At 68.4% G+C, this 25,346-nt stretch carries 24 protein-coding genes and 1 pseudogene; 16 read left to right on the forward strand and 9 right to left on the reverse strand.

Going from position 1 to position 25,346, the window contains the following annotated elements; genetic code table 11:
• Window positions 1–366: 366 nt before the first annotated feature.
• Window positions 367–1,893 carry a sensor domain-containing diguanylate cyclase gene (locus tag MSPGM_RS12400; protein WP_261926385.1) on the forward strand — a complete coding sequence of 509 codons (1,527 nt, stop codon included), beginning with the start codon at window positions 367–369 and terminating at the stop codon, window positions 1,891–1,893.
• Window positions 1,894–1,998: 105 nt separating this feature from the next.
• Here the strand turns inward: MSPGM_RS12400 and MSPGM_RS12405 are convergent, their stop codons facing one another.
• From MSPGM_RS12405 to MSPGM_RS12415, 3 genes are all read right to left on the reverse strand, one after another.
• A complete protein-coding gene (locus tag MSPGM_RS12405) occupies window positions 1,999–2,418 on the reverse strand; it encodes a BA14K family protein (RefSeq protein ID WP_003598104.1) in 420 nt (139 codons plus the stop codon).
• Window positions 2,419–2,568: 150 nt separating this feature from the next.
• On the reverse strand, window positions 2,569–3,480 hold the full coding sequence (locus tag MSPGM_RS12410) for a hypothetical protein (protein ID WP_003598103.1): 912 nt from the start codon (window positions 3,478–3,480) through the stop codon (window positions 2,569–2,571).
• A 47-nt stretch (window positions 3,481–3,527) separates the two neighbouring features.
• Window positions 3,528–3,860, reverse strand: a complete 333-nt coding sequence (locus tag MSPGM_RS12415) for a CsbD family protein (protein ID WP_003598100.1) — start codon at window positions 3,858–3,860, stop codon at window positions 3,528–3,530.
• Window positions 3,861–4,176: 316 nt separating this feature from the next.
• On the opposite strand from MSPGM_RS12415, the gene MSPGM_RS12420 reads away from it, so the two are divergent.
• The 10 genes and pseudogenes from MSPGM_RS12420 (at window position 4,177) to bchI (ending at window position 12,894) form a co-directional block, all read left to right on the forward strand.
• Window positions 4,177–4,542: a ComEA family DNA-binding protein gene (locus MSPGM_RS12420; protein WP_003598099.1), complete on the forward strand. Its 366-nt coding sequence runs from the start codon at window positions 4,177–4,179 to the stop codon at window positions 4,540–4,542.
• A 109-nt stretch (window positions 4,543–4,651) separates the two neighbouring features.
• Window positions 4,652–5,281, forward strand: a complete 630-nt coding sequence (locus tag MSPGM_RS12425) for a ribonuclease D (RefSeq protein WP_003598097.1) — start codon at window positions 4,652–4,654, stop codon at window positions 5,279–5,281.
• Window positions 5,282–5,551: 270 nt separating this feature from the next.
• Entirely contained in the window at window positions 5,552–6,310 is a 759-nt protein-coding gene (locus tag MSPGM_RS12430) for a hypothetical protein (protein WP_012253915.1), read from the forward strand.
• Window positions 6,307–7,035 carry an LptA/OstA family protein gene (locus MSPGM_RS12435; RefSeq protein WP_003598093.1) on the forward strand — a complete coding sequence of 243 codons (729 nt, stop codon included), beginning with the start codon at window positions 6,307–6,309 and terminating at the stop codon, window positions 7,033–7,035. The genes MSPGM_RS12430 and MSPGM_RS12435 overlap by 4 nt, the downstream gene beginning before the upstream one ends.
• Window positions 7,036–7,052: 17 nt before the next feature.
• A complete protein-coding gene (lptB, locus tag MSPGM_RS12440; RefSeq protein ID WP_003598090.1) occupies window positions 7,053–7,922 on the forward strand; it encodes an LPS export ABC transporter ATP-binding protein in 870 nt (289 codons plus the stop codon).
• A 568-nt stretch (window positions 7,923–8,490) separates the two neighbouring features.
• A complete protein-coding gene (gene rpoN / locus MSPGM_RS12445) occupies window positions 8,491–10,026 on the forward strand; it encodes an RNA polymerase factor sigma-54 (RefSeq protein ID WP_003598088.1) in 1,536 nt (511 codons plus the stop codon).
• 113 nt (window positions 10,027–10,139) lie between these two features.
• Window positions 10,140–10,748, forward strand: a complete 609-nt coding sequence (gene hpf, locus MSPGM_RS12450; protein ID WP_003598087.1) for a ribosome hibernation-promoting factor, HPF/YfiA family — start codon at window positions 10,140–10,142, stop codon at window positions 10,746–10,748.
• A 199-nt stretch (window positions 10,749–10,947) separates the two neighbouring features.
• Window positions 10,948–11,415 (forward strand): PTS IIA-like nitrogen regulatory protein PtsN, encoded by a 468-nt coding sequence (gene ptsN / locus MSPGM_RS12455; protein WP_003598085.1) that lies wholly within the window; start codon window positions 10,948–10,950, stop codon window positions 11,413–11,415.
• 1 nt (window position 11,416) lies between these two features.
• Window positions 11,417–11,746, forward strand: coding sequence for a hypothetical protein (locus MSPGM_RS12460; protein WP_003598083.1), 330 nt, complete (start codon window positions 11,417–11,419; stop codon window positions 11,744–11,746).
• 135 nt (window positions 11,747–11,881) lie between these two features.
• Window positions 11,882–12,894, forward strand: a pseudogene (gene bchI, locus MSPGM_RS12465) (magnesium chelatase ATPase subunit I).
• Window positions 12,895–12,986: 92 nt separating this feature from the next.
• On the opposite strand, the gene MSPGM_RS12470 reads toward bchI, so the two are convergent.
• The 5 genes from MSPGM_RS12470 to MSPGM_RS12490 form a co-directional block, all read right to left on the reverse strand.
• Entirely contained in the window at window positions 12,987–13,964 is a 978-nt protein-coding gene (locus MSPGM_RS12470; RefSeq protein WP_261926386.1) for a hypothetical protein, read from the reverse strand.
• A gap of 857 nt (window positions 13,965–14,821) precedes the next feature.
• Window positions 14,822–15,460: a 2,3-bisphosphoglycerate-dependent phosphoglycerate mutase gene (locus MSPGM_RS12475; RefSeq protein WP_003598075.1), complete on the reverse strand. Its 639-nt coding sequence runs from the start codon at window positions 15,458–15,460 to the stop codon at window positions 14,822–14,824.
• A 136-nt stretch (window positions 15,461–15,596) separates the two neighbouring features.
• Window positions 15,597–16,400 carry a 4-hydroxy-tetrahydrodipicolinate reductase gene (dapB, locus tag MSPGM_RS12480; RefSeq protein ID WP_003598073.1) on the reverse strand — a complete coding sequence of 268 codons (804 nt, stop codon included), beginning with the start codon at window positions 16,398–16,400 and terminating at the stop codon, window positions 15,597–15,599.
• Window positions 16,401–16,474: 74 nt separating this feature from the next.
• Window positions 16,475–17,170, reverse strand: a complete 696-nt coding sequence (locus MSPGM_RS12485) for a MarC family protein (protein ID WP_003598071.1) — start codon at window positions 17,168–17,170, stop codon at window positions 16,475–16,477.
• Window positions 17,171–17,207: 37 nt separating this feature from the next.
• Entirely contained in the window at window positions 17,208–17,942 is a 735-nt protein-coding gene (locus tag MSPGM_RS12490) for a class I SAM-dependent methyltransferase (protein ID WP_012253922.1), read from the reverse strand.
• Window positions 17,943–18,174: 232 nt separating this feature from the next.
• Here MSPGM_RS12490 and gloB point away from each other — a divergent pair, with 232 nt between their 5' ends.
• From gloB to MSPGM_RS12515, 5 genes are all read left to right on the forward strand, one after another.
• The gene (gene gloB / locus MSPGM_RS12495; RefSeq protein ID WP_003598068.1) at window positions 18,175–18,954 is read left to right on the forward strand and encodes a hydroxyacylglutathione hydrolase; all 780 of its coding nucleotides are present in this window, start codon (window positions 18,175–18,177) and stop codon (window positions 18,952–18,954) included.
• Between the two features lie 260 nt (window positions 18,955–19,214).
• Window positions 19,215–19,367, forward strand: a complete 153-nt coding sequence (locus tag MSPGM_RS12500) for a hypothetical protein (RefSeq protein WP_012253924.1) — start codon at window positions 19,215–19,217, stop codon at window positions 19,365–19,367.
• Complete coding sequence (locus tag MSPGM_RS12505) at window positions 19,364–20,350, forward strand: site-specific tyrosine recombinase XerD (RefSeq protein ID WP_012752868.1); 987 nt, start codon at window positions 19,364–19,366, stop codon at window positions 20,348–20,350. Before MSPGM_RS12500 ends, MSPGM_RS12505 begins: the two co-directional genes overlap by 4 nt.
• Before the next feature lie 170 nt (window positions 20,351–20,520).
• Window positions 20,521–21,738, forward strand: a complete 1,218-nt coding sequence (locus tag MSPGM_RS12510; RefSeq protein ID WP_003604726.1) for a sensor domain-containing diguanylate cyclase — start codon at window positions 20,521–20,523, stop codon at window positions 21,736–21,738.
• Between the two features lie 133 nt (window positions 21,739–21,871).
• On the forward strand, window positions 21,872–24,103 hold the full coding sequence (locus MSPGM_RS12515; RefSeq protein WP_003604728.1) for a glycoside hydrolase family 3 N-terminal domain-containing protein: 2,232 nt from the start codon (window positions 21,872–21,874) through the stop codon (window positions 24,101–24,103).
• A gap of 6 nt (window positions 24,104–24,109) precedes the next feature.
• Here MSPGM_RS12515 and MSPGM_RS12520 read toward each other — a convergent pair whose 3' ends face one another.
• Window positions 24,110–25,312 carry an ABC transporter permease gene (locus tag MSPGM_RS12520; RefSeq protein ID WP_012752869.1) on the reverse strand — a complete coding sequence of 401 codons (1,203 nt, stop codon included), beginning with the start codon at window positions 25,310–25,312 and terminating at the stop codon, window positions 24,110–24,112.
• Window positions 25,313–25,346 lie beyond the last annotated feature (34 nt).

Below are 25,346 nucleotides of genomic sequence, written 5' to 3' on the forward strand. Positions count from 1 at the left end.
CAGTGTCCACGAATCAGCGCAGCGTCCCGGACGGCGAGGGTCCGCCGCCGGAAAGGACGTTGCGAAATCGGCTTTTCCAGGGGTCGGGCGGCACAAGCGGAGTCTTGAGACGACCGCATGTCCGTTCGATCCCGGCGCTAAAGCCCGCTCGACCGGATCGTTCCGATTGCTGAGGATTTTAATCCCGAGATCGCGATCACGAATCCGTGGAATTGGGATGATGCCTACCGTTCGGCCGAACGCGCGCCGCCGCTGGTAACACCGCTTTAGCCATGGTCAGATCGGGCGTCGGCGTCGCGCCCCGGCGAAAGGTTTGCTTAGAGCACCGCCCCCAAAGAGGGCGACCGATTCGTCAGACCGAAGCCGATGCGTATCTCCGAAGGCGAACAGAACCGGATGGAGAGACGCCCGCTTTCGGCGCGGTGGCTTCCGCTGTCCCGGCACGTCCGCTCCGCCCGGAGCTGGATCATCCTCGGTGTGCTCGCGCCGATCGGCATGCTGGTGCTCTCGGCCATCATGCTGCTCGAGCTTCGCCAGGATGCTTGGGACAAGGCCGAACAGACCTCGAAGAACTTGCTTCAGGTGATCGAGCGCGACATCGCCCGCAATGTCGAGATCATCGATCTGTCCCTCCAGGGCGTTGTCGATAACCTCAAGGTGCCCGGCTTGGCCGGTGCCAGTCCGTCCTTGCGCCGCATCGCTCTGTTCGATCGCGCCGCGACCGCCCGCGACATGGGGGTCATGCTGGTGATCGACGAGAACGGCGACAGCATCATCGATGCGAACGCCGACACGCCCCGTCGGCTCAACAATGCCGACCGCGATTACTTCCAGGCCCACAAGACGCAGGCCGGTCTCGGCTTGCACATCAGCCGGCCCTTGATCTCGCGTCTGCTCGGCGAACCGGTGATCGTGCTGAGCCGGCGCATCGACAAGCCGGACGGCAGCTTCGGCGGCGTGGTGCTGGCGAGCCTGAAACTGTCCTATTTCAGCAGCTTGTTCGCCCGGATCGGGCTTGGTCGCGAAGGCGGGATCAACCTCTACCTGCGCGACGGCACCCGCGTGATGCGCTACTCCTTCGTGGCGAGCGATATCGGTGCGAACATCACCGGTGCCCCGACCTTCCAGAACTTCGTCGCCAAGCGCGAAGGCAGCTTCAAGGGGATCTCCGTCCGCGACGGCGTCGAGCGGTATTACACCTTCACCCAGGTCGGGGATTGGCCGCTCGTCCTCAACGTCGCCCTCGGAACGCGGGAGATCGAGGCGGAATGGCGGGAGACGGCCGCGGTCATCGGCTTGGCGGTTCTCGTCCTGTGCGGATCGACCGTTCTGCTCTCGTTGCTGTTCGGGCGGGAACTGCGCCGCAGCGCGGCCATGCAGGCCGAACTGGCGCGCCTCGCCCAGACCGACGTTCTGACCGGCCTGCCGAACCGGCGGCATTTTGAAACAGTCTTCGCCCAGGCCTGGGGGACGTCCCGGCGCACGGGCGCACCGCTCGCGCTCATCCTGATCGATGCCGACCACTTCAAGCGCTACAACGATCGCTACGGCCACGCGGTCGGCGACGCCGTGCTCAGGGGGCTCGCGGACAGCTTGAGCGCCAGCGTTCGCCGGCCGGGCGACCTCGTCGCTCGCGTCGGCGGAGAAGAGTTCGCCGTCCTGCTGCCCAGGACGGACCACGATGGCGCGATGCGCGTCTCCGAGACGATTCACCGGGCGATCGCCGGATTCGCCATGCCCTCCGTCGGCATCGGTCCCGGAACAGTCACTGTGAGCCTCGGCCTCGCCGTGGATTCCGGCAGCGGCACCGCCGAGGATCTCTACCGGCGGGCCGATGCGGCGCTCTACGAGGCCAAGGCGGGCGGGCGGAATCAGACCCGATCTGCGGCCTGAAGCAGCGGCAGGGTCGGCCGCGTTGGGCGGAAGCTTCTGGTCACAGCCGCCCTGGCCCGGCCACCCGCGCATCGAGATCGTGCGTGCGCGGGTGAGAAGCTGCGCTTACGGGCAGGGGTGGCGGGCGCCATCGTTGCCGAGATAGGTGCCGCTGCGCGCGTCGTAGGAACGGAAGCGGCGGGCGCAGGCCGCCACAGCTTCCGGATCGGCACCGCCCTGGACCACGACGGGCGCGGCCTGAGCCTGCGAGTTGGCGATGGCGCCGCCGAGGATGGCACCGGCCGCCAGCCCCGCGACACCGGCGCCGACCGCGGCACCGACGCCCGGACCGCGGCGATAGCCCCGACCGTAGCCGTAGCGACGGTGCCCGTAAGCGCGGTGGCCGTAGCGGCGGTACTGGACATAGTCGGTCGGCAGATCGCCCCGGACCAGGGCTTCCACCGGGCTCTGCGGCGCGGGCGCAGCCAAAGCCGGCGTGCCGACGAGGAGGGCGGTCATGGCGGCGAGGGCGAAGGTCGATTTCATCAGTCTGGAAACTCCTTGAATCGTCGAGACTGGCCTCGAAACGGGAGCGCCGGCCGGTTCGAACGGCCGGCGCCCCTTGTGTACAACGTGCGAACCGGGTGACCGTGTCCGGCGGCCGGATGACCACCGGAACGGGACCGGATCGACGGATCAGTCGCGAACGGTCAGGGATGCCGGCTTCGGCGCGGCGAGAAGCCCGCCGATGAAGGCGGCGATGGCGCCGAGGATCAGCGCGATCGCAGCGTAGAGCGCGCCCTGGGTCGCGACCGACTTGGCAGTCTTGGCCGCCTCTTCGGCCTGCTTCTTGGCGGTGGCGACCGCCTGCTCGTACTGCTTCTGGTAGTCCTGGACCTGCTGGCGCGCCTGATCGACCGGGATGTTCTGCGCCTTGGCGAGCGCGTCGGCGGCGCGCGTCTCCGCCTGCTGCTTGTCGGCGGCATCACCCGAAAGCAGGGCACGCACGGCCGAGACGGCGGCATCGCGGGCTGCCTGCGGGTCCTGGCCGGCGGCCTGATCCTTCACCCGCTGCTCGATCCGGTCGAGCGGATTGGAGACCTTGCTCAGCGAGGGAGCGGCGGCCTGCGCCGCGGTCTGGACCGTTCCGCCGACGAGGTTGCCCGCTCCGCCCAGCGCCGAACCCACGGTGTTGACCGCGCTGCCGACGACACCGCTGGCGGCGGAGGTCAGCAGGTAGAGGACGACGAGGGTGGTGACGGCCCACGATACAAAGCCGTGCAGCCCGGCGATGCCGCGCAGGGGCTTACCGGCGAGGCGCCCGGCGATCAGGCCGCCGACGAGGGAGGCGACGATGCCGGAGACGACGAACCATGCGCCGGCCCCGAGGGAGAAGTTCGACGCCGACGGGTTCTCGGCGGTGTCGAGGCCGACCGAGGCGAGGCCGGCGGCGACGCCCGCGAGGTTGATGACGACCTGCGTCACCAGCGCCGTCGCGGCGCCAGCGAAGACGGCGCCCCAGGAGACCTGATTAAGGGCCACGGTCTCGTGGGCGAGGCTCCGCGTGCCGTCGATGGGCGAGGGTTGGAAGCCGGATGGGTAAGTCACGCTGGTACTCCGAGTCTGGGGTCGTTCAAGGAAGACGTGGTCAGGCGTCAGTTGCGCCCGCGCACGAGAAGGCCGAGGCCGAAGCCGACGAGGCCGGCAATGAGCAGGGAGGTGTGCGGCCACTCGACCGAGCGCTCGTGTCCCTCCTGCAGGGAGCGGCGACCGCGATCGTAGATGTCCTCGGCGGTGTCGTAGGCTTCGTCCGCGGCGTGCCGCGCGGCATCCTTGGCCTGACCGTAGATGTTCTCCACCCGGCCGGCGGCTTCGCGCAGACGGCCCTCGGCCGAATCGGTGTGGGAACCGGCCAGGTCGCCGATCGCGCCCTGTACCTTACCGCCCAACTCCCGGGCGGCGCCCGTGATCCTGTTCCCATCGACCATGGTCGCATTCCTCGTTCGAAAAGTGCCTGTCGCGCCGCCTTTCGGGGCGGAGCGTCATTCGGTGCCGGTTGTCAGCTCGACCGGACAGCGGTGCACGAACGGGTTGCGAACTCTCGGGTTCCGCCGCGAGCATGCGGATCCACAGTCACAATCGCGCCATGTCGCCCGCGCCCTGTCTCGATATGTTTCCAACGGACGTCGTCGCCCGAAGTGCCCGGATCGATGCCGGATCGCGTTCAAGGACGGTTCAACCGGCCCGCCCTACATCTCAAAAACCGGCGCGGCGCCCCGCCGCCCGAGATGTCGGGAGATCGACATGCGTTCGTCTCTGCTGCGTACCTTCACCGTTCTGATCGGGCTCGCCGCCGCCCCGGCCCTGGCACAGGCGCCGAGTCCGGCCACGCCGCCCACCGCCACGAAGCCCCCGGCCAGCGCCCCCGCAACCGCGCCGGCCGCCACGCCCTCCGCCGTCCCCAAGGCGGATGCGAAGGCGGAACTCATCGACATCAACTCGGCCAGCGCCGAGGAGCTGAGCCGGCTCAAGGGTATCGGCGAGGCGCGCTCGGCGGCCATCGTCAAGGGCCGCCCCTACCGGGGCAAGGACGAGCTGGTCCGCAAGAAGATCGTGCCGGAGGCGGTCTATGCCGGCATCAAGGACCAGATCATCGCCAAACAGAAATAGACGGTCAGAAGTAGACTTGCATCCGCCCGCGGATCGGCGGAGCTATCGGGACGGCGCGCACGGTGCTACGCGCGGGCCGTCCCGCCCCTTGAAGACGCTTGAACCAACGATGGCTGCCGTCCCCTCCCGGATCCGCCTCCACCATGGCGACCTGCCGCCCGATTTCGCGCCGGGCGCGGCGATCGCGATCGATACCGAGACGCTGGGGCTCAACCCGCATCGCGACCGGCTCTGCGTCGTGCAGGTGTCCCGCGGCGACGGCAGCGCCGATGTGGTGCAAATCCGGCCCGGTGACCCGGCGCCGGAGCGGCTCAAGGCGGTCCTGGCCGATGCCGGGGTCGTCAAGATCTTCCACTTCGCCCGGTTCGATCTGGCGGTGCTGTTCAACGCGTTCGGCGTCATGCCCGCTCCGGTCTACTGCACGAAGATCGCCTCGAAGCTCGCCCGCACCTACACCGACCGTCACGGCCTCAAGGACGTGGTGCGCGAACTCGTGGGCGTCGATCTCTCCAAGCAGCAGCAATCCTCCGATTGGGGCGCGGGGACCCTGAGCCAGGCGCAGATCGACTACGCGGCATCGGACGTGCTCCACCTGCATGCCGCCCGCGAGCGTCTCGACGCCATGCTGGCCCGCGAGGGCCGCACTGAGATGGCGCAGGCCTGTTTCGACTTCCTTCCGACCCGATCCAAGCTCGATCTCGCCGGCTGGCCGGAGATCGACATCTTCGCCCACGCCTGAGACTCAGGGCCCTTCCCGAAGGTGAGGGCTGATCCGGCAAAGTGCAGGGCAGCTGAGCGAGCGGCGTGCGTGCGGTGCCGCGAGCGATGCTAGCCGGCAACGCCGCGCGGGAGTCGTGCCGAGACACGGTGTTCCATGCCGCATTCGGTGCGAGGACGCACGCGGGCGCCGTTGATCATTTCGCAAAGACGAGGCCATAACTTCGCCACCGCACCGGGGCATCCGGCCGGCGGGGCGCGACCGCAAGCGCGCCGACCCTTCAGGAACGCGATGCAGGCGGCCGACACCATCCAGGGGGAGACGGATCTCCTCGCGCTCGCCGCGAACGAGAACGCGCGTCGCAAGCGCGCGCATGGACGCGCGCGGCGGCACAGCGCGCAGGTGCGGACGCTGCGCCGGGTGATCCCGGTTACCGCCGGCATCGCCGTGCTGGGGCTCGCAGCGATCGTGCTCTGGAGCCCGCTCACGGGCAGCATTCCCAACGTCTCCTTCGGCCCGATCAGCGTCTCGGGCACCAAGGTGACGATGGAGAATCCGCGGCTGTCCGGCTTCCGCAAGGGCGAGCGCGGCTACGAAGTGGTCGCCGACGCGGCGCAGCAGGACGTGCGCAAGCCCAGCATCATCGAACTTCAGGCCATGAAGGGCCACGTCGCCACCGACGACAAGGGCGGCCGTGCCTACCTTCAGGCACAGGGCGGCGTGTTCGATTCCACCCGCGAATCGCTTAACCTCGAGAACGACATCCGGCTTTGGACGGACAAGGGCGAGGAAGTGCGCCTCTCGGTCGCCACCGTCGATTTCAAGACCGGCAGCCTGCGCTCATCCAAGGCTGTCACCGTCACGGTGCCGTCGGGCTCGATCGTCGCCGACACGCTCGATGTAGTCGAGAACGGCCGGGTCGTCTCCTTCGTCGGCCGCGTCCATGCGGTGTTCCACGGCGACGAGGCCGAGAAGGAGAGCGGTGCCAAAGTCGCCCTGCGGACGGATCAGGAGCGCATCCACACCTCCGCTGCGGAACCCACGCGATGACGCCGCGTCTCGGCCCGGCGCTTGCCGTCGGCCTCGCCCTCCTCCTGGCGCATTCCGCCGCCGCGGCTCCGGCCAAGGAGACGGTGAAGGAGAAGCCCGCCGCGCTCGGCACCGTCGGTGGCGGCAAGGGGCCGATCAAGATCGACGCCGACCGGCTCGACGTGTTCGACAAGGAGAACAAGGCGATCTTCGCCGGCAACGTCGTGGCGGTGCAGGGCGAGAGCACGATCCGCTGCTCGGCGATGACGGTCCATTACAAGCGCGACAAGGACAAGGATCCGTCCAAGGACGCGGCGAAGTCGGAGGCCGAGGCGGCCGAGGATGCCAAGGCCAAGGCGGCGCTTGGCGGCAACGGCATCCGTAAGGTCGAATGCGCCGGCCCCGTGACCGTGGCGCAGAAGGACCAGATCGCCACCGGCGACAATGCGGTGTTCGATCAGGAGGCCAAGCGCATCGTGCTGACCGGCAACGTCGTGCTCAGCCAGTGCCAGAACGTCACCCGCGGTTCGCGCCTCGTCTACGACATGGCGAGCGGCCGGGCCAACATGGACCCTGTGGCCGGCGGTCGCGTCTCGGCGATGTTCGTGCCGGGCGAGGCCGGGCAGGCCAAGGGCAGTCAGCCGAAGGGCTGCACCCAGCCGGCTATCGCGGCCAAGCCCGGTGCCAAGGGTGCCGACAAGGGGGCCGAGAAACCAGCCGTGAAGACGCGGGCGCAGGCGAACTGACGGTGACGGGAGCCGGGATGCCTGCGGGCGTGCCGCTTCGCGCGGTCGCCGAGCCGAAGCCGGCGAGCCGAGGCCGCAAAGCCTCGTGGTTCGGCCGTCTTCTCGGGCGCACTGGATCGACACCCCAGGCAGCGCCCGGCGGCGTGCTCGCCGAGGGCGGTGGTCCGGGCGTGCTGCACGTGCGCGGCCTTCGCAAGAGCTACGGCGCCCGCACCGTGGTCCACGAGGCCGGGCTCACCGTCCATAACGGCGAGGCGGTGGGGCTGCTGGGGCCCAACGGCGCCGGCAAGACCACGATCTTCTACATGATCACCGGCCTCGTCCCGGCCGACCGCGGCTTCATCAGCCTGGACGGCATGGAGATCACCCACCTGCCGATGTATCAGCGGGCTCGGCTCGGCATCGGCTACCTGCCGCAGGAAGCCTCGATCTTCCGCGGGCTCACGGTCGAGGACAACATCCGCGCCGTGCTCGAAGTGGCCGAGCCGGACCGCAAGGCCCGCGAGCGCAAGCTGGACTCGCTGCTCGAAGAGTTCGACATCGCGCGCCTGCGCAAGTCGCCGTCGATCGCGCTCTCGGGCGGCGAGCGACGCCGCTGCGAGATCGCCCGGGCGCTCGCGTCCTCGCCGACCTTCATGCTGCTCGACGAGCCCTTCGCCGGTATCGATCCAATCGCCGTCGGCGACATCCAGGATCTCGTGAAGCACCTGAAGCAGCGCGGCATCGGTGTGCTCATCACCGACCACAACGTCCGCGAGACGCTCGGCCTGATCGACCGCGCCTACATCGCTCATTCCGGCCGCATCCTCACCGAGGGCACGCCCGAGCAGATCGTCGCCAACGAGGACGCCCGCCGGCTCTATCTCGGTGAGGATTTCCGGCTTTAGGTCGGAGCGGACGTCTCGAAGGTTGGGCCGGCATCGAGGATCGGCAGCCGGATCGACCCGCACCGAAGCGGCGTCCACTCTCCCCCGTGACTGACCGCAGCAGCACGCTGGCGAAGACACGTACTCGCCGCGCGGCACTTCGTCGGGTGCTGCCCTGCGTGACGATGCCGTCTCAGGAATCTCACGGCACCCTTTCACGCCCGTCGGACCGTGGAGGTGTCCTTCATGCGGTCGCGAACCGTCGGGAGCGAGTTTTCGCCGATCCGGTAACGACCGCTGAACCACGCTCACCGTGGCCGGCTTGCCGGAAACACTTTCTTCGTTCGCCCCTGACAAATGCAGGCGTGGCGATGCGTGCATGATCCCCAATAGAGTGAGCCGGCGCGGCCCGCCTCTGTTGCGCGGCTACCGCGGTGCGAGAATTTGGGTGACGGCCGGACAAACCGCTTTGACGTGTCGGGCCGATGGCGCTAGACCTATCAAAGGAGAAGCAAAGAACGTGCCGAGTTCGGCGCGGCTCGTACGCGAGCTGCGATTTGTCAATGATTTCTGAAGGTTGGGCATCGAGATGAGTCTGCTCCAGCGGCTCGAGATGCGCCAGGGCCAAGCCCTGGTGATGACACCGCAACTGCTGCAGGCGATCAAGCTCCTGCAGCTCTCGCAGCTCGATCTCTCGGCCTATGTCGATGCCGAACTGGAGCGGAATCCGCTTCTGGAGCGCGCCGAGTCCGAAGGGGAATCCGAGCGCGAGGCGCCGGAAGCTTCGGGCGACGGCGAGTACGATGGCGGCGACGGGCCGGAATCTGAGACCTGGCTCGGCTCGGAGATGACGCAGAGCCGCAGCGAGATCGAGGGTGACCTCGACACGCGCCTCGACAACGTGTTCGCCGACGAGAACCCCACCCCGCGCGAGACCGGGACCGGGGACATGCTCTCGCTGACCCCGGCCCCTTACGGTAATGCCGGCGGCAGCTTCGACGGCGAGCTTCCCGATTTCGAGGCGACGCTGACCGCCGAAACCAGCTTGCGCGAGCACCTCGCCGCACAGCTCGATCTGGCGACGCAAAACCCCTCAGACCGGTTGATCGGCAGCTTCCTGATCGATGCGGTCGACGATGCGGGGTACCTGCGCGAGGACATCGACGGCGTGGCCGAGCGGCTCGGCGCCTCCCTCGATGACGTCGCCCGCATTCTGAAACTCGTCCAGACCTTCGATCCGCCGGGCGTGGCCGCCCGCGACCTCGCCGAATGCCTCGCGATCCAGCTTCGCGAGCAGGATCGGTTCGATCCGGCGATGCAGGCGCTGGTCTCGCGCCTCGATCTCGTGGCCAAGCGCGACTTTCCGGCCCTGCGCCGCCTCTGCGGTGTGGACGACGAGGATCTCGTCGAGATGCTGGCCGAGATCCGCCGCCTCGACCCCAAGCCCGGCCGCGCCTTCGGCGCCCACGCGGTCGAAGTGCTGGTCCCCGACGTGTTCGTCCGCCCCGCGCCCGACGGCTCCTGGCTGGTGGAACTGAACTCCGAGGCGCTGCCGCGGGTGCTGGTCAACCAAAGCTACTATGCTCGCGTCTCGAAGGGCGCAGTGGCGGACGGCGACAAGGCGTTCCTGTCCGAGTGCCTGCAGACGGCGAACTGGCTCACCCGCAGCCTGGAGCAGCGGGCGCGCACCATCCTCAAGGTCGCCACCGAGATCGTCCGTCAGCAGGACGCCTTCTTCCTGCACGGTGTCGCCCACCTGCGTCCGCTCAACCTCAAAACGGTCGCCGAGGCGATCGGCATGCACGAATCGACCGTCTCACGCGTCACCTCCAACAAGTCGATCGGCACCAGCCGCGGCACCCTGGAGATGAAGTACTTCTTCACCGCCGCAATCCCCGGCGCCGCCGGTGCCGCGTCCCATTCCTCGGAATCGGTGCGCCACCGCATCAAACAACTTGTCGATGCGGAAGCCTCCGACGTCCTGTCCGACGACGCGCTGGTCCAGCGCCTGCGCGACGAGGGCATCGACATCGCCCGCCGCACCGTCGCCAAGTATCGGGAGTCGCTGCGGATCCCCTCGTCGATCGAGCGCCGCCGGGAGAAGATGGCCACGGCCGTCCGCTGATCCCGGTCGTGTCGTCGGCGCGTGAAAGCCCTGCGCCGGCTCGCCTTCGTGTTTGACTTGCCCCGTCCCCCTTTCTAACTCTCGATGTCCCGGGAGGAAGAGCGGAGACGTCGATGGCAGGTTTGCGGGTGACGGGGCATGGCCTCGATCTCGGTACGGCCCTGCGAGGCCGGGTCGAGGACCGCATGGCGGCGACCCTCGCGAAGTATCTCGATCCACATATGAGCGGCAGTTGCACGGGGCACGTGACGCTGCGGCGCGATGGGGCGGCATACCGAACCGATTGCGTGCTGCACCTGGTCACCGGGCTGACGCTAGAAGCTTCGGGCGCGGCGCACGACGTGCATGCGAGCTTCGAGCAGACCGCCGACAAGCTCGAAAAGCGCCTGCGCCGCTACAAGCACAAGCTGAAGGATCACGGCGCGGCGAGCCACAACGGGGCGGATATCGAGGCGGCCTACGCCGTCTTCGCCGCGCCCGACGACGAGGTGGACGAGGACCCGCTTGACGCCGAGGCGGAGGAGGGCGCGCATCCGCCGGTGGTGGCCGAGAGCACCCGCACGCTCAAGCGCCAATCCGTCAGCGAGGCGGTCACCGCCCTCGACATGACCGGCGCCCCGGTCGTCGTCTTCGTTCACGCTGGCACCGGACGCATCAACGTCGTATATCGGCGCAGTGACGGTGCGATCGGATGGGTCGATCCGCCCGGCGAGCGGGATTGAGGCAAGGGCCGGTTTCAAGCCTTCTCGGACGGGGACCTCAGGTGCCCGTCACGAAGCCCCGGAAACCGGTGCCGGAGACGGATTCCGGGATCCGGGCGGGCTCGTGCGGCGCTCCGTGCCGAGACCGTTGGGTTTCGGCAGTCGTGCATGGGAACGCGGGATCTCTGGATGGATCCCGCCCACGAGGCGTTTAGTTTTCATGCCGATGCTCGAATTTCTGAACCCGGACTCGGTCGTCTCTTCCTTGCGCGTGCGGGACAAGAAGCACGTCCTCCAGGAACTGGCTGCCCATGCGGTCCGCCGCCTCCCGAACCTGTCCGAGCGGGACGTCTTCGAAACCCTGCTCCACCGTGAGCGCCTCGGCTCCACGGGGATCGGCGACGGCGTGGCGATCCCCCACGGCAAGCTCCCCCAGCTCGACCGGCTGTTCGGCCTCGTCGCCCGGCTGGAAAAGCCCGTGGATTTCGACGCCCTCGACGGCCAGCCCATCGACGTCGCCTTTCTCCTGCTTGCTCCCGAGGGTGCGGGGGCCGACCATCTGAAGGCACTGGCCCAGGTCGCCCGGCTCCTGCGCGAGCCCGGCATGCTGGAGCGCATCCGCAGCGCCCGCGACGCGACCGCTCTTTACGCCCTGCTCGCCAACGGCCCGACGACCCAGGCTGCCTGACATGGCCGTGTTCTCTCTGCGCGCCGCCCTCGTTCTGGCGGCGCTCCTCTCACCCGCCAGCCTGCATGCGGAAGGCGAGGCGGCCTGCGCCCGCGACGTGCTCGTCGCCGGCTCGATGCAGCGGCAGGCGATCGAGCAACTCGAAGGCGGCGGCGAGGACGAGGCAAGCCTATGCCGTGTCTGGCGCCGCCATGTCGAGACCATGCGCCGGATCGCCGGCGTCTACGGCCGCTGCCTGTCCGGCCCCGAACGGACCGAGCGCCTGACCCAGGTCCAGACCTCGGAAAAGGAATTCGCGGGCCTCCTGCGCAGCCGCTGCCGCGGGATGTGACGCGCCGCCGCGCGAAGAGCGATGGCCCCAATGTGAGCGCGAGCGCGGCTGTTCGTGCCGCGCAATTCGTGCATGATCGGTACAACCGCCCGTGAGCCTCGTTCGGGTCCCTCCGGCTCAGGAAGCTGATCGCGCGTGCCTGCCTTTCCCTTCACCGCCATCGTCGCCCAGGAGGAGATGAAGCGGGCGCTGCTGATCGCGGCGGTCGATCCGTCGGTCGGCGGTGTCCTCGTCTTCGGTGACCGGGGTACCGGCAAGTCCACGGCGGTGCGGGCGCTCGCGGCGCTGCTGCCGAAGATCCGGGCGGTCGCCGGCTGTCCCTATTCCTGCTCGCCCGACAGTCCGGCCGAGGCCTGCCCGCATTGCGCGCGGGGCGGGGAAAGAGTCACCAGATCCCGGTGCCGGTGGTCGATCTGCCGCTCGGCGCCACCGAAGACCGGGTGGTCGGCGCACTCGATCTGGAGCGGGCGCTGACGAAGGGGGAAAAGGCGTTCGAGCCGGGCCTGTTGGCGCGAGCCAACCGCGGCTTCCTCTACATCGACGAGGCGAACCTGCTCGAGGACCATCTCGTGGACCTCCTGCTCGACGTGGCGGCGTCCGGGGTCAACACCGTCGAGCGCGAGGGCCTTTCGCTGCGCCATCCGGCCCGCTTCGTCCTCGTCGGCAGCGGCAACCCGGAGGAGGGGGAACTGCGTCCGCAGCTTCTCGACCGCTTCGGCCTCGCCTGCGAAGTGACGACGCCGACCGACATCGCCACGCGCATCGAGGTGGTGCGGCGGCGCGACGCCTACGAGCGCGACGGCGAGGCGTTCTGTGCCGCGCAAGGGAAGGCGGAAAAAGCGCTCCAGAAGACGATTCTCGCGGCCCGCGAGCGTCTCGGCAGCGTGAGCGTGCCCGATGCGGTTCTGGAGAACGCAGCCCGGCTCTGCCTCGCGCTCGGCACCGACGGCCTGCGCGGCGAACTCACGCTGATGCGCACGGCCCGGGCGCTCGCCGCCCTCGAAGGTGCGGACATCGTCTCGGTCGCACATCTCAGCCAGGTGGCGCCGAGCGCGCTTCGTCACCGCCTACGCCGCAACCCGCTCGACGAGTCGGGCTCCACGGCGCGCGTGGCGCGGGCCGTGGAGGAGGTGCTGGGAGCCGGGTGAGGACTTCGCGCCTCATACCAAATCTTAGGCAGCAAGCTCACCCGTTGTCAGGACGGCGCTCCCGCTGCGCTTAAGTCCGGCCCCATGGAATCCTACTGGCTCAGGCCGAGAAAACGATGAGCCTCTATCGGCTGCATATTCCGTATCTCCTCCTCACTTAAGCCGCGTTGGCGTAGGGCCTCGCGCTGCGCTTGGGTGATCATAAGCGAGACGTTTGGAGGAGCGTTGCTCGTAGCGTCGCTTCTACTCGCCTGTTCTAGGCGAGGCGCAGGAGGCGCAACAGGCGCTTCTCGCGAGCGTCGCTGCATCTTGCGAACAAAGAGGTCCAAGTGGTCTTTCAGGTCCTCGAAGCTTTGTGGAGAAAGTGCTTCGGGAAACGTAATCGTGACGTCACCCTCGTCCAAGCTGACAACCTCTCGGCGCGTGCCGGGAGCTTGCTGCATATGCGCTGGCATTGGCGCCATGCCAGATAGCGCCTGATGATGCACTACTTCTGGCGGTGTCCTTGCATTCATGGTCGCAGCCTCCTCAAAGGCGCGTCGATCAACCTCTCCGAGACCAGGGAACGTGACCCTTTCCTCGCGCTGCTCGTCGCGAGAGAGATTGTACGCCCCAGCAGACTCGCCAACAAGCGACATCGTAGCAAGGTAGGGCGGGATTGCCTTCGCCGCAGCCTCGGGCGTGTAACCCATTTTGATGAGAGTGTATCGCAATACGCCTTCGCTTGGCGTCGTATCGAACTTCGTTGCCAGTTCGCGGTAGAGCGGCGGTTTTAGAGCGCACGTCTTAAGAGCTTCGCCCCACTCCGGCGTTTCCTCAGGCGCGTTGATGAGCGTTATCGCCTCATCAGATACCCGCATCTCATCACCAGAGCCCTCTATGAGGCCGTAGGCGCGAACTGCACCGATCATCCCCAGGGAGCGCCCGTTGATGCCAGCGTAGCCGAGATGCTGGGCCAAAACCTCCTTGGGCATCCGGTTGCGCTTCTCCTTAGTGAACACGGGCGTGACCGCGGTGATAGCCGCTTTCAGGTCGATAAATGGATAGTTTGGGCTACGGGTACGGGACATAGAAGCCTCGCGATCTAGTGCGGGCATAGTCCGCGTTTGCAATCGCTTCGTCAAGGAAAACCGCTATCGGCTTTCCAAACGCCCTTGCAGTTTCCTCCGACTCGTGCTCTCTTTGCTTCAAGATGGAGGTTGCATGACAACAGTTTGAGCCCCAGTGCGGTCGCCGACGCATTTTGGGGCGAGGACAAACGAAGGGCCGCCACCCGGCTCCCCGCGAAGGAAAAGGTGGCGGCCCGCAATTGGCACTTGGTCTTGGTCGGGAGTTGGTATTCAGCGCTGGGCGTTCCGTCCGCACGCTAGGGGTTTGCTCCCCTCACTCCGCCGACGTGCTTATCAAAATTGCCGAATCAGGTCCACCTAGGACTTCGGGCGGGCAGTTCTGTCGGTAACACCTAACGTCTCGCGATCGCTCAGAGACGCGATCCCTTGAGCTATAAGGGCAGCTCGTATTGCCGGTATCGGATGGCGCTGGCCTTTCTTAAAATCGCGTACGGTGGACAAGGAAACGCCGGCCGCAGAAGCCCAGTCCTGCTAACCCCGATCTGGCCATCGTCGCAGGGTTCGACTCTGCCCTCGCGTCACGCGCACAAAGCAAGGATGCCGATGGCTAGCGGCAATACCAACGAAAAGTGTTGGCGTCCACGCCGTCGTTGCTTGCCACTGATGCCAACGGAAGGAGTTGGGATTGTGATTATTTGGGTGAGCTTGCTACCAAATTCCGCAAATCCGGTTGCTTCCTTCGGGGCTGCGGATTTGGATTTCGGTGGGATCCCATCGCGCCGGCGCGATGGGGGTCTTCCTCAAGTGCCGCGCGAGCTGTGCGATACGGTCCCCCGCTTAATCGAGCGAAAATCTTATCAATCGTCCTGGTCGATATCCTTGTCGAGGACCGTCTTCGACTCGACCGTGGTGTCGGCCTTGAGCCGGTAGACCAGGGGGATGCCGGTGGCGATCTCGAGGCTGGCGATCGTCTTGGTGGTCATGCCGTCGAGCACCATCACCAGCGCCCGCAGCGAGTTGCCGTGGGCCGCGACCAGAACCCGCTCGCCCGACATGACGCGCGGCAGGATCGTCTGGATGTAGTAGGGCAGAACCCGTGCGGCGGTGTCCTTGAGGCTTTCGCCGCCGGGCGGGGGCACGTCGTAGGAGCGGCGCCATTCGTGGACCTGCGCATCGCCCCAGCGCTCGCGGGCATCGTCCTTGTTGAGGCCGGAGAGGTCGCCGTAGTCGCGCTCGTTCAGCGCCTCGTTGCGGATCGTCTCCAGACCACCCTGGCCCATCTCCTCGAGGATCAGCGAGCAGGTATGCTGGGCGCGCCGCAGGTTCGAGGTGAAAGCGACGTCGAACTGCGTGCCCTGGCTCTTGAGCCAGCGTCCGGCCCGACGTGCCTCGTCGATCCCAAGCTCCGTCAACTCGGGGTCGCGCCAGCCGGTGAACAGCTTCTTCAGGTTCCACTCGCTCTGGCCATGCCGAGCGAGGACGAGCAGGCGCTCCATGGGATGGGTCTCTCCGGAGAAGGGGGCGAGGCCGCCGCACGGCGCCTCGCGATCGTGGGCGGGCCTCTACCAGAGGCAGCGGCGCCTCCCAAGCCTAAGCCTGACGTTCTGTTGGATTCGTTATTCGGACGTCAGTCTAGTCGCGAAGCCCCAGCACGTCGTCCATGCCGTAGAGGCCTGGCGGCTTGTCGAAGGCCCATTGTGCCGCTCGCACCGCGCCGCGGGCGAAGATGGCCCGGTCCTCGGCATGGTGTGAGAGCGTGATCCGCTCCGAGGGACCGGCGAAGATGACGCTGTGGTCGCCGACCACCGAGCCGCCGCGCAGGGTCGCGAAGCCGATATCGCCGGGCCGCCGCGCCCCGGTATGGCCGTCGCGGGTCGAGACGCGGGTCTCGGCCAGGGCCACATTCCGGCCCACCGCCGCCGCCTCGCCGAGCAGCAAGGCCGTGCCGGAGGGCGCATCGACCTTCATGCGGTGGTGCATCTCCAGCACCTCGATGTCGAATTCCTGGCCCAGCGTCGCGGCGACCTTGCGCACGAGGCCGGCGAGCAGATTGACGCCGAGCGACATGTTGCCCGAGCGCACGACGCGGGCATGGTAGCTCGCCGCCTTCAGCCGCGTCAGGTCGTCCTCGGAAAGCCCGGTGGTGCCGACGACGTGGACGATGCGGGCCTGCGCCGCGAGTTCGGCGAAGGCCACCGTCGCGGCCGGTGCCGTGAAGTCCAGCACCCCGTCGGCGGCCACGAACCGCGACAGGGGGTCGTCGCTCACCGGCACGCCGAGTTCGCCGATCCCGGCCAACAGCCCGGCATCCTGGCCGAGGACGGCCGAGCCCGGGCGCTCGACGGCGCCGTGCAGCGTGCAGCCCTCGGCCTCCGCCACCGCCCGGATCAGCATTCGCCCCATGCGCCCTTCGGCGCCCACAACGACGAGCTTCATGATGATCGACTCTTCGCTCCGATGAATGGCCGGCTCACCCAGCGCTCATAGCGCGGATGGCGGCTGTTGACTGTCTATACCCGTTGAGAGGCGATCAATGGCCCGAGCACGTCCGAGACGCCGCTGACGGTGATCTGCGTGCCGACGCAAAGTAGCAGGAAGGCCGAGAGACGCCCGAGCACCCGTGCCCGCACCGATCCGATCAGGGTCACGACCCGGTCCGCCGAGCCGTAGGCGAGACGGATCACGCCGGCGATGGCCAGGGCCGCCAGGGAGGCGCCGAGGAAGAAGCCGGCGAGTTCGCCGGGCTCAGAGGGGCGGTTGGCGCCGAGCGCGATGGCGACGGCGATGGTGCCGGGCCCGGTGGTGAAGGGCAGGGTGAGCGGGAAGAACGCGACCTCGGCGAGGTTCTCGCCAGCCTCCGGCTCGGCCTCGACCTCGGCATGCTTGCGGGCCTCCCGCGCCTCCGGGGCGGTGAGCATGGTCCAGGCGAAGGCCGCCACGAACAGGCCGCCGGCGATGCGCAGGGCCGCCAGCGACACGCCGAAGAAATTGAGGATCGGGGCGCCGGCCCACAGGGCGGCGAGCATCACGAGGGCGGCATAGAAACCGATCCGCCGCGACAGCTCCGCCCGCTCGGCCTGCGAGCGGTCGGACGTGATCTGCGCGAACATCAGCGCGGAGCCGACCGGGTTCACGATCGAGAACAGGCTGGACAGCGCGAGCAGGAAGCTCGTCAGCACGGTCTCGAAGCCAATGGATGGCAACATGCTCGCTCGGCTCGGCGACGGGGGAAACGCGCCGGCTTTAGCCCGGCTGTCCGGCGGGCACCAGCACCCGCGCCGGCACCCGGCTTTCCAGCCGGCGCACCTGCCGCACGGCGATCGGCCGGTAGAGCTGCTTGGTCGCGTCCACGACGTGCAGGCCAGCGAACGGCATGGCGAGGCCGGTGCCGAACCGCTCCCAGGCCGCGGCGGTGCGGAGCCAGAACCGGCTGCGGATCGGCGGCATGTAGAGCGTCTCGGCCCAGCCCTCCGGCGAAAACAGCGTGTCACGCATCAGCCGCGAGAGCTGCGAGCGGCTATAGGGCTGGCCGTGGCCGAAGGGCGTCGCGTCCCGCCGCGCCCAAACACCGGTGCGGTTGGGCACGACGAGGATCAGGCGTCCGCCGGGCGTCAGCACCCGCCACACTTCCGAGAGCAGCTCGCTCGGGCTTTCCACCGCTTCGAGGCCGTGGACGAGGATGACGCGATCGACCGCGGCCTCAGGCAGGGGCAGCATGGTGAGATCGGCGAGCGCCGTCACCGAGCGCCCGCTGGAGGGCCAGTTCACGACACCCTGCGTCGCCGGCATGAAGGCCAGCGTCCGCTCCGCGATGACGTGGACCGGGCCGAGATAGGGTGTGACGTAGCCGAGCCCGAGCACGCGCAGCCCCGAGACCGAGCCGAGGAAGCCGTGGATCGTCCGGCCGACGACACGGTGCGTGACGACGCCGAGCGGGCTGGCGTAGAAAGCGCGCAGGTCCGTGACGTCGAGGCGCATCGGATGGGGTGCCGGCACGGCCGGTTGTCCTCCGTAGGGCTGATGCGGCATCAATGGGGATCGCGGAGGCCTGGGGCAAGCGTGGCTGCGCCTCCGATCCCGGAACCGTCACCGCGATGTAACGGTTCCTCGGCCGGGTTTGTACCGCGCGCCCCGGCGCCGGTCACGCTCGGCGGACCTTATTCCCCGCGACCGTCCGGGTGGAAAAGTCAGTTTTCGCGAAAGGTCTTCGATGACGAGAGCGGCCCCCGAAATCCGCACCTTCCTGTGCCGGAGCGACAATATCGGCGTGCTGATTCGCGATCCCGCCAGCGGCGCCTGTGCCGCCATCGACGTGCCGGAGGCCGGGCCCGTGCTGGCCGCCCTCGACGCGGAGGGCTGGCAGCTCACCGACATTCTCGTCACCCACCGCCACGGCGACCATATCGAGGGGATTCCCGAGGTGGTGGAGCGCACCGGCGCGCGGGTGACCGTGCCGGAGAAGGCGCGCGGGGCGGTGCCGGGTGCCGCGCGCACCGTCAAGGAGGGTGATACGGTGACGGTCGGCGGTCTCACCGCCGCGGTCTGGGAGACGCCGGGGCATTGCGCCGACCACGTGACCTATTATTTCGCCGATGCCGGCGTCGTGTTCTCGGGCGACACGCTGTTCACTCTCGGCTGCGGCCGGGTGATGGAGGCCGAGCCCGAAACGCTCTGGCGCTCTCTCAGCCGTTTCCTCGACCTACCGGACGCGACCGCCGTCTATAGCGGTCACGATTACGTTCTCTCGAACGGCCGCTTCGCCCTGGCCGCCGATCCGGACAACGCCGACCTGAAGGAGCGCGTGGCCGAGGCCGAGCGGCTTGCCGCGCAGGGCGGCTTCCTGATTCCGTCGACCATCGGCCAGGAGAAGGCGACGAACCCGTTCCTGCGGGTGGGCCAGCCGGTCCTCGCTCGCTCTGCGGGCCTCGAGCCGGGCTCCGACCCGGCGGCGGTGTTCACCGCGCTACGGGCCTGGAAGAACCGCTTCTGAGAAGCGGGCAGGGGGCGGCGCAGGGCCATCGCTCGAAGCCTAAGCCTGCGGAGGCCGGCGTCGGCGACTGAGGCCAGCAACAAACCAAGGTCATCGCCTTCGAGCGATTGCCCTGGTGGCCGGCGGCCTGTCCCTTGACCGCGCCGCCTGTGCTCCGCCAGACCTTGCCTTCGAGCCTCCGGCATGTGATCGAAACCCACGGTTTGCGCATCGCAACACGACCCGCTCGTCCGCGTATCCTCGGCGAAAGGCCGGTTCCCTTGCCCACCCTGTTCCGTTTCCTTGCCACGATCGCGATCCTCGCGGGCCTCGTCTTCGCCGGCATGTTCGCACTGGCGACCTTCGTCGAGCCGACGCCGCGGGAGATCAGCGTCACCATTCCCCCATCGAAGCTCCAGCCGGGCGGGCGATGAGCGCGGACGGTTCCGCGCTCCCAAGCGGAGCGGAGGATCCGGGTCAGCTCTTTCTCGACATGCTCGCCGCCGAACGCGGTGCGGCGGCTAACACCCTGGCCGCCTATCGGCGCGACCTCGACGACTACCTCGGCTATCTCGCGGAAGGCGGGATCGACCCGGAGGAGGCGCAGGCCGAGCAAGTCCGCGCCTACATCGCCTCCCTGGAGCCGCGCGGCTTGAAGGCGTCCTCGGCCGCCCGGCGTCTCTCCTGCATCCGCGGCTTCCACCGCTTCCTCTACGCGGAGGGCTATTCCGAAACCGATCCGACCGCGCCGGTCGCAGCCCCCCGGCGCGCCAAGGGCCTGCCGAAGGTCCTGTCGGTGGCGGAGGTCGATCGCCTGCTCGCGACGGCGCGCGAGCGGGTCGAGGCGGCGGGCGACGACCGGGCGGAGGCCCGCGCGGCCGCGCGGATGCTCTGCCTGCTCGAACTCCTCTACGCCACGGGCTTGCGCGTTTCGGAACTCGTCGCCCTGCCGCGCTCGGCTGCGGCCACCCGCGAGCGCTACCTCGTGGTCAAGGGCAAGGGCGGTCGCGAGCGCCTCGTGCCGCTCACCGACCTCGCGCGCGAGGCGATGCGCACCCACGTCGCGCACCTGACCGCCGAGGGGTCCTGGCTGTTTCCCGCCGAGAGCGAGAGCGGTCATCTCACCCGGCAAGCCTTCGCCCGCGACCTCAAGACAGCCGCTGCCGCCGCCGACCTGCGGACCGACCGGGTGAGTCCGCACGTTCTGCGCCACGCCTTCGCCAGCCATCTGCTCCAGAACGGCGCGGATCTGCGTATCGTCCAAGAATTGCTGGGCCATGCCGATATCTCGACGACGCAGATCTATACCCACGTCCTCGATGAACGTTTGAAAGGCATGGTGCGCGATCTTCACCCACTCAACGATCGGGGCGATCAGATCGAGGCGAGCAGTGTTTCTTCTGACGAACCGTATTGAAGCATACGTTGTTCATTTGTTGGTCGGTTCGGCAACGGAATTTTATAAGTCGTTGCCGTAAGTGTTCAGCGATGCTGTTGACTTCAAAGTCGTTCCCGGACCATTTCTAAAGCCACCACGATGAAGGGGAGGCGGCGCAGCGGTCCGATCGGGCCGGTGCCAAACACACGATGCGCCTCGATCTCCCGACGCTCTTTCTGATGACGGTCGCCGTCACCTTCATGGTGGGCGTGCTGTTCCTGTTGTCGTGGAGCCAGACCCGCCGCGAGCGTGCGCTGGCGGTCTGGGGCATCGCCCATATCGTCGGCAGTGTTGCTTCGCTGATGCTGGCGCTGCGCGGCCAGATCCCGGACAGCCTGTCCATCGGCCTCGCCAACGCGATGATGATCGGCGGCTATGGCTTGATCTGGAGCGGCGTGCGGGCCTTCGAGGGCCGCTCGCTGCGGCTTGGCTGGGCCGTGGGCGGCGGGGCGCTCTGGATCGCGGCCTGCCTGATTCCTCCCTTCTTCGAATCGCTCGCCGCCCGCGTCAGCCTCGCCTCAACGCTCGCGGGGCTCTACTGCGCCTCCGGTGCGCTGACGATCTGGCAGGGCCGCGACGAGCCCCTGGTCTCCCGCTATCCGGCGCTGGTGCTGCTTGCCACCTATGCCGGCCTCTACTGGATCCGCCTGCCGCTGGCCTTCACCATGCCGATCCCGGCCTCCGTCGCGATCGCCTCGCCGTGGTTCGCCATCCTCTGCTTTGCCGGAACGCTGTTCTCGGTCGCGATCGCCTTCGTGTTCATGGCGCTGACGAAGGAGCGGGCCGAGCGTGAGCAGCGGCTGGCGGCCGAGACCGATTCGCTCACGGGCATCGCCAACCGCCGTGCGCTGGTCGCAGGCGCCGAGCGGCACCTCGCCGTTGCACCGGCTGCCCTGCTCCTGTTCGACCTCGACCACTTCAAGGCGGTCAACGACCGCTACGGCCATAGCGTCGGCGACGCGGTGCTGGCCGCTTTCTGCCATGTCGCGGACCCCTTGCTGCCGCCTGGCGCGGTGTTCGGGCGGATGGGCGGCGAGGAATTCGCGTGCCTGCTGCCGCGGCTCGACGAGCGGGCGGCCATGCGCGTCGCCGAGGACGTCCGGGCCGCAATCGCCCGCTTCGCGCACCCGGATTATCCGGAACTGGCGATTCGCGTGAGCGTGGGCGTGGCGGCCGAAAGCCAGATCGGCGGCAGCCTGGATTACCTGCTGCGCCGGGCCGACGACGCCCTCTACCAAGCCAAGCACGCCGGACGCGACCGGGTGGTCGCCGCCGGCGAGGATCGTCTTCCCTTCGCCGAAGCGGCGGACCCGAGCACCGGACTTCGCGTCAACGCGGGCCGGCGGAGCCGGACGCGGTCGCCGTGAGCGCCGTCCACACCGATCTGCCCGCCGCCGATCAAAAGCCCGACCGTGCTCCATCGACGGCACGCCCCTTCATGAGGCATCGTCACGCCCCGTAAGAGAGGGCGGTGGAAACCGCTCCGGGGAGACGGTGACGATGCGACGGCTGGCTCGGTGGATCATCCGCGGTGCCGCAGCCTGGGCCGTCGTCCTCGGCGCTCCGGCCAGCGCCGTCGAGCCGGTCGAGAGCCGGATCGAGACGCTGCTCGCCCGGATGACGCTGGAGGAGAAGGCGGGCCAGCTCAACCTAATCTCTCATGAGCCGATCCTCGATCTCGACAGCTTCCGCCGCGGCGAGGTCGGGGCGATCATCAACTTCAACAATGCCGGCCTCGTGGCGCAGGCCGACCGGCTCGCCCGCGCGTCGCGGCTCGGGATTCCGCTCCTCGTCGGCCTCGACATCGTCCACGGCTACCGCACCATCTTCCCCCTGCCGCTCGCCATGGCCGCGAGCTTCGATGCCGGTCTGGTGCGCCGCGCCGCCGCCGCCCAGGCACGCGAATCGGCGACGGTCGGCCTCAACTGGACCTTCTCGCCGATGGCGGATGTAGCCCGCGATCTGCGCTGGGGCCGAGTGGTCGAGGGCTTGGGTGAGGATCCGTGGCTGACGGGGCGGCTCACCGCCGCGCAGGTCGAGGGCTTTCGCGATGGCGGGCTCGCGAGCACGCTCAAGCATTTCGCGGGCTACAGCGCGGTGCTCGGCGGGCGCGACTACGACGCCACCTTCGTCGCGCCCACCGAATTGCACGACCTCCACCTGCCGCCGTTCCGTGACGGCATCCGGGCCGGCGCCGACGCGGTGATGACGGCTTTGACCGCCCTGAACGGCCTGCCCACCACGGCCGACCCGGCGCTGATGACGGGCCTGCTGCGGCGGCAAATGGGCTTTTCCGGCCTCGTCGTGGCCGATTGGCAGGCGATCGCCAGCCTAATGAAGCACGGCGTCGCACGCGACGGCGCGGAGGCCGCGCGCAAGGCGCTGGCGGCGGGCGTCGACATGGACATGACGAGCGGACTGTTGTTCCGCCATCTGCCCGAGGAGGTGCGCGCCGGGCGCGTTCCCGAAGGCGCGGTCGATGCGGCGGTGCGCCGGGTGCTGCGGCTCAAATTCGGGCTCGGCCTGTTCGATCGCCCCGTGATCGATCCGGACGGCGCGGAGGAGAAGCTCCTACGCCCCGAGACCCGGCGGCTCGCCCGCGAGGCGGCGCGGGCGAGCCTTGTCCTGCTGCAGAATCGCGAGGATCTGCTGCCGATCGATCCGGCCAAGGTGCGCCGCATCGCCGTGGTCGGTCCCTTCGCGGATTCCGCCTGGGATCAGGTCGGGCCGCACGAGGGCACGGGGCAGGAATGGGACGCGGTGACGATCCTGGCGGGCCTGCGCGAGCGCGCTGCCGCGTCCGGCGTTGCGATCGATTTCGCGCCGGGCTGTTCGCGTGTCTGCCACAGCCGCGCGGGTTTTGCCGCCGCGGTCGAGGCGGCGGCGGGCGCCGATCTCGTCGTGGCGGTGATGGGCGAGCCGCGGGACCGTTCCGGCGAGGGCTCATCGAGCGCCACCCTCTCCTGGCCCGGCCTGCAACATGATCTGCTCGCGGCGGTCGCCGAGGCCGGCAAGCCTATCGCGCTCGTCGTGGTCGGCGGACGCCCGACCGAACTCGGGGATGCGTTAGGGCAGGCACAGGCGGTGCTGATGGCGTGGCTTCCGGGCACCGAGGGCGGTCCGGCCGTGGCCGAGACGCTGTTCGGGGACGCCAACCCGTCGGGCCGGCTGCCGGTTTCCTGGCCGCGTAAAGTCGGGCAATTGCCGCTGACCTACGACACCCTGCCGGGCGGGCGCCCGCATATCCCGGGCTCGCGCTGGACCATGGGCTATGCCGACGAATCGCCGCTGCCGCTGTTCTCGTTCGGCTATGGCCTCTCCTACACCCGCTTCGCCTATGGCGAGCCGGAGATCGTGACGCCGCATGTCGGCGTCGGGGACCGCTACGACGCGATGCTGGAGGTGCGCGCCCCCGTCACCAACCATGGGACGCGTCCGGGCCGGGCGGTGGCGCAGCTCTATGTCGGCCAACCGGTGGCGAGCCGCAGCCGGCCGAGGCGCTTGCTGAAGGGCGTGGCGCTCCTCGATCTCGCCTCGGGCGAGACCGGTATCGCGAGCTTCCGCGTGCCGGCGCGCGACCTCGGCTACCACGAGCCGGACGGTACGCTGGTGGTGGAGGCCGGCACCTACCTCGCCCATGTCGGCGGTGATTCCCTCGCCACCCGCAGCGCCGGCTTCACCGTCGAGACGGGATGGCGTGGGCCGCCGGGCAGCGACGAGGCGCGGCGCTGACGCGGCTCAGCCGAAGGTCTTACGCGGATCGAACGCGTCGCGCACAGCCTCGCCCGCGAAGACGAGCAGGCTCAGCATCGTCGCCACCACGAAGAAGCCGGTGAGGCCGAGCCAGGGCGCGTTGATGTTGTCCTTGCCCTGGGCCAGCAGCTCGCCGAGCGAGGGGGAGCCCGGCGGCAGGCCGAAGCCGAGATAGTCGAGCGAGGTCAGGGTCGTGACCGAGCCGTTAAGGATAAACGGCAGGAAGGTCAGCGTCGCCACCATGGCGTTGGGCAGGAGGTGCCGCGTCATGATGCGCACGTTCGACAGGCCCAGCGCCCTCGCCGCGCGGACGTACTCGAAATTCCGCGCGCGCAAAAACTCCGCGCGCACCACGCCGACCAGGGCCGTCCACGAGAACAGCGTCAGAATGCCGAGCAGGGTGAAGAAGCTCGGCACGAGGAAGGCCGACATGATGATGATGAGGTAGAGCGTCGGGATCGCGCCCCAGATCTCGATGATCCGCTGGAAAATCAGGTCGGTCCAGCCGCCGAAATAGCCCTGCACCGCACCCGCGATCACGCCGATGACCGAGGAGACGCCGGCAAGCACGAGGCCGAACAGGATCGAGATGCGGAAACCGTAGATGACGCGCGCCAGCACGTCCCGCGTGGCGTTGTCGGTGCCAAGCCAGTGCCATTCGATGTCACGGCAGCCGAGTTCGCGCCCCTCGGCCTTCACGCCCGCCCGCTCGGCGACCGGGCGGCACTCGGCGTCGCTCAGCATCCAGGTCGGCGGCGAGGGGGCCGGGGTCGGCAGATCCCGCATGAAGGTGTTGTCGGCGTAAGGGATCGGCGGCCAGAGCACCCAGCCGTTCTCCTCGATCTCCTTGCGCGTCTCGGGCGCCCGGTAATCAGTCTGAGCCAGGAAGCCGCCGAACTTCTCGTCCGGATAATCGACCAGGACGGGGAACAGCCACTCGCCCTTGTACTGCATCACGATCGGGCGATCGTTGGCGATGAGTTCGGCGAACAGGCTCAGCACGAACAGCACGGTGAAGATCACCGCCGACCAATAGCCGCGCCGGTTGGCCCGAAAGTTCGCGACCCGCCGCCGGTTGAGCGGCGAGAGCCCGCGGCGGGTGGCGGTCGGCAGGACTCGCATCTGCGGCGCGTTGCCCGGCGCGGTGACGGGCACCGCATCGAGTTCGGGTCGCAGGTGCTCGTTCATCGGCTCCAACCCTCACACTCGGGCGGCCGATGCC

This window comes from Methylorubrum sp. GM97, assembly GCF_024347855.1.
Classification (GTDB): domain Bacteria; phylum Pseudomonadota; class Alphaproteobacteria; order Rhizobiales; family Beijerinckiaceae; genus Methylobacterium; species Methylobacterium extorquens.

Excerpts from the sequence above, each read along its gene's own strand:
- MSPGM_RS12400 (WP_261926385.1), top strand. The coding sequence starts at position 367 with ATGCGTATCTCCGAAGGCGAACAGAACCGGATGGAGAGACGCCCGCTT.
- MSPGM_RS12405 (WP_003598104.1), bottom strand. The coding sequence starts at position 2,418 with ATGAAATCGACCTTCGCCCTCGCCGCCATGACCGCCCTCCTCGTCGGC.
- MSPGM_RS12415 (WP_003598100.1), bottom strand. The coding sequence starts at position 3,860 with ATGGTCGATGGGAACAGGATCACGGGCGCCGCCCGGGAGTTGGGCGGT.
- MSPGM_RS12420 (WP_003598099.1), top strand. The coding sequence starts at position 4,177 with ATGCGTTCGTCTCTGCTGCGTACCTTCACCGTTCTGATCGGGCTCGCC.
- MSPGM_RS12425 (WP_003598097.1), top strand. The coding sequence starts at position 4,652 with ATGGCTGCCGTCCCCTCCCGGATCCGCCTCCACCATGGCGACCTGCCG.
- MSPGM_RS12430 (WP_012253915.1), top strand. The coding sequence starts at position 5,552 with ATGCAGGCGGCCGACACCATCCAGGGGGAGACGGATCTCCTCGCGCTC.
- MSPGM_RS12435 (WP_003598093.1), top strand. The coding sequence starts at position 6,307 with ATGACGCCGCGTCTCGGCCCGGCGCTTGCCGTCGGCCTCGCCCTCCTC.
- lptB (WP_003598090.1), top strand. The coding sequence starts at position 7,053 with ATGCCTGCGGGCGTGCCGCTTCGCGCGGTCGCCGAGCCGAAGCCGGCG.
- rpoN (WP_003598088.1), top strand. The coding sequence starts at position 8,491 with ATGAGTCTGCTCCAGCGGCTCGAGATGCGCCAGGGCCAAGCCCTGGTG.
- hpf (WP_003598087.1), top strand. The coding sequence starts at position 10,140 with ATGGCAGGTTTGCGGGTGACGGGGCATGGCCTCGATCTCGGTACGGCC.
- ptsN (WP_003598085.1), top strand. The coding sequence starts at position 10,948 with ATGCCGATGCTCGAATTTCTGAACCCGGACTCGGTCGTCTCTTCCTTG.
- MSPGM_RS12460 (WP_003598083.1), top strand. The coding sequence starts at position 11,417 with ATGGCCGTGTTCTCTCTGCGCGCCGCCCTCGTTCTGGCGGCGCTCCTC.
- MSPGM_RS12470 (WP_261926386.1), bottom strand. The coding sequence starts at position 13,964 with ATGTCCCGTACCCGTAGCCCAAACTATCCATTTATCGACCTGAAAGCG.
- MSPGM_RS12475 (WP_003598075.1), bottom strand. The coding sequence starts at position 15,460 with ATGGAGCGCCTGCTCGTCCTCGCTCGGCATGGCCAGAGCGAGTGGAAC.
- dapB (WP_003598073.1), bottom strand. The coding sequence starts at position 16,400 with ATGAAGCTCGTCGTTGTGGGCGCCGAAGGGCGCATGGGGCGAATGCTG.
- MSPGM_RS12485 (WP_003598071.1), bottom strand. The coding sequence starts at position 17,170 with ATGTTGCCATCCATTGGCTTCGAGACCGTGCTGACGAGCTTCCTGCTC.
- MSPGM_RS12490 (WP_012253922.1), bottom strand. The coding sequence starts at position 17,942 with ATGCGCCTCGACGTCACGGACCTGCGCGCTTTCTACGCCAGCCCGCTC.
- gloB (WP_003598068.1), top strand. The coding sequence starts at position 18,175 with ATGACGAGAGCGGCCCCCGAAATCCGCACCTTCCTGTGCCGGAGCGAC.
- MSPGM_RS12505 (WP_012752868.1), top strand. The coding sequence starts at position 19,364 with ATGAGCGCGGACGGTTCCGCGCTCCCAAGCGGAGCGGAGGATCCGGGT.
- MSPGM_RS12510 (WP_003604726.1), top strand. The coding sequence starts at position 20,521 with ATGCGCCTCGATCTCCCGACGCTCTTTCTGATGACGGTCGCCGTCACC.
- MSPGM_RS12515 (WP_003604728.1), top strand. The coding sequence starts at position 21,872 with ATGCGACGGCTGGCTCGGTGGATCATCCGCGGTGCCGCAGCCTGGGCC.
- MSPGM_RS12520 (WP_012752869.1), bottom strand. The coding sequence starts at position 25,312 with ATGAACGAGCACCTGCGACCCGAACTCGATGCGGTGCCCGTCACCGCG.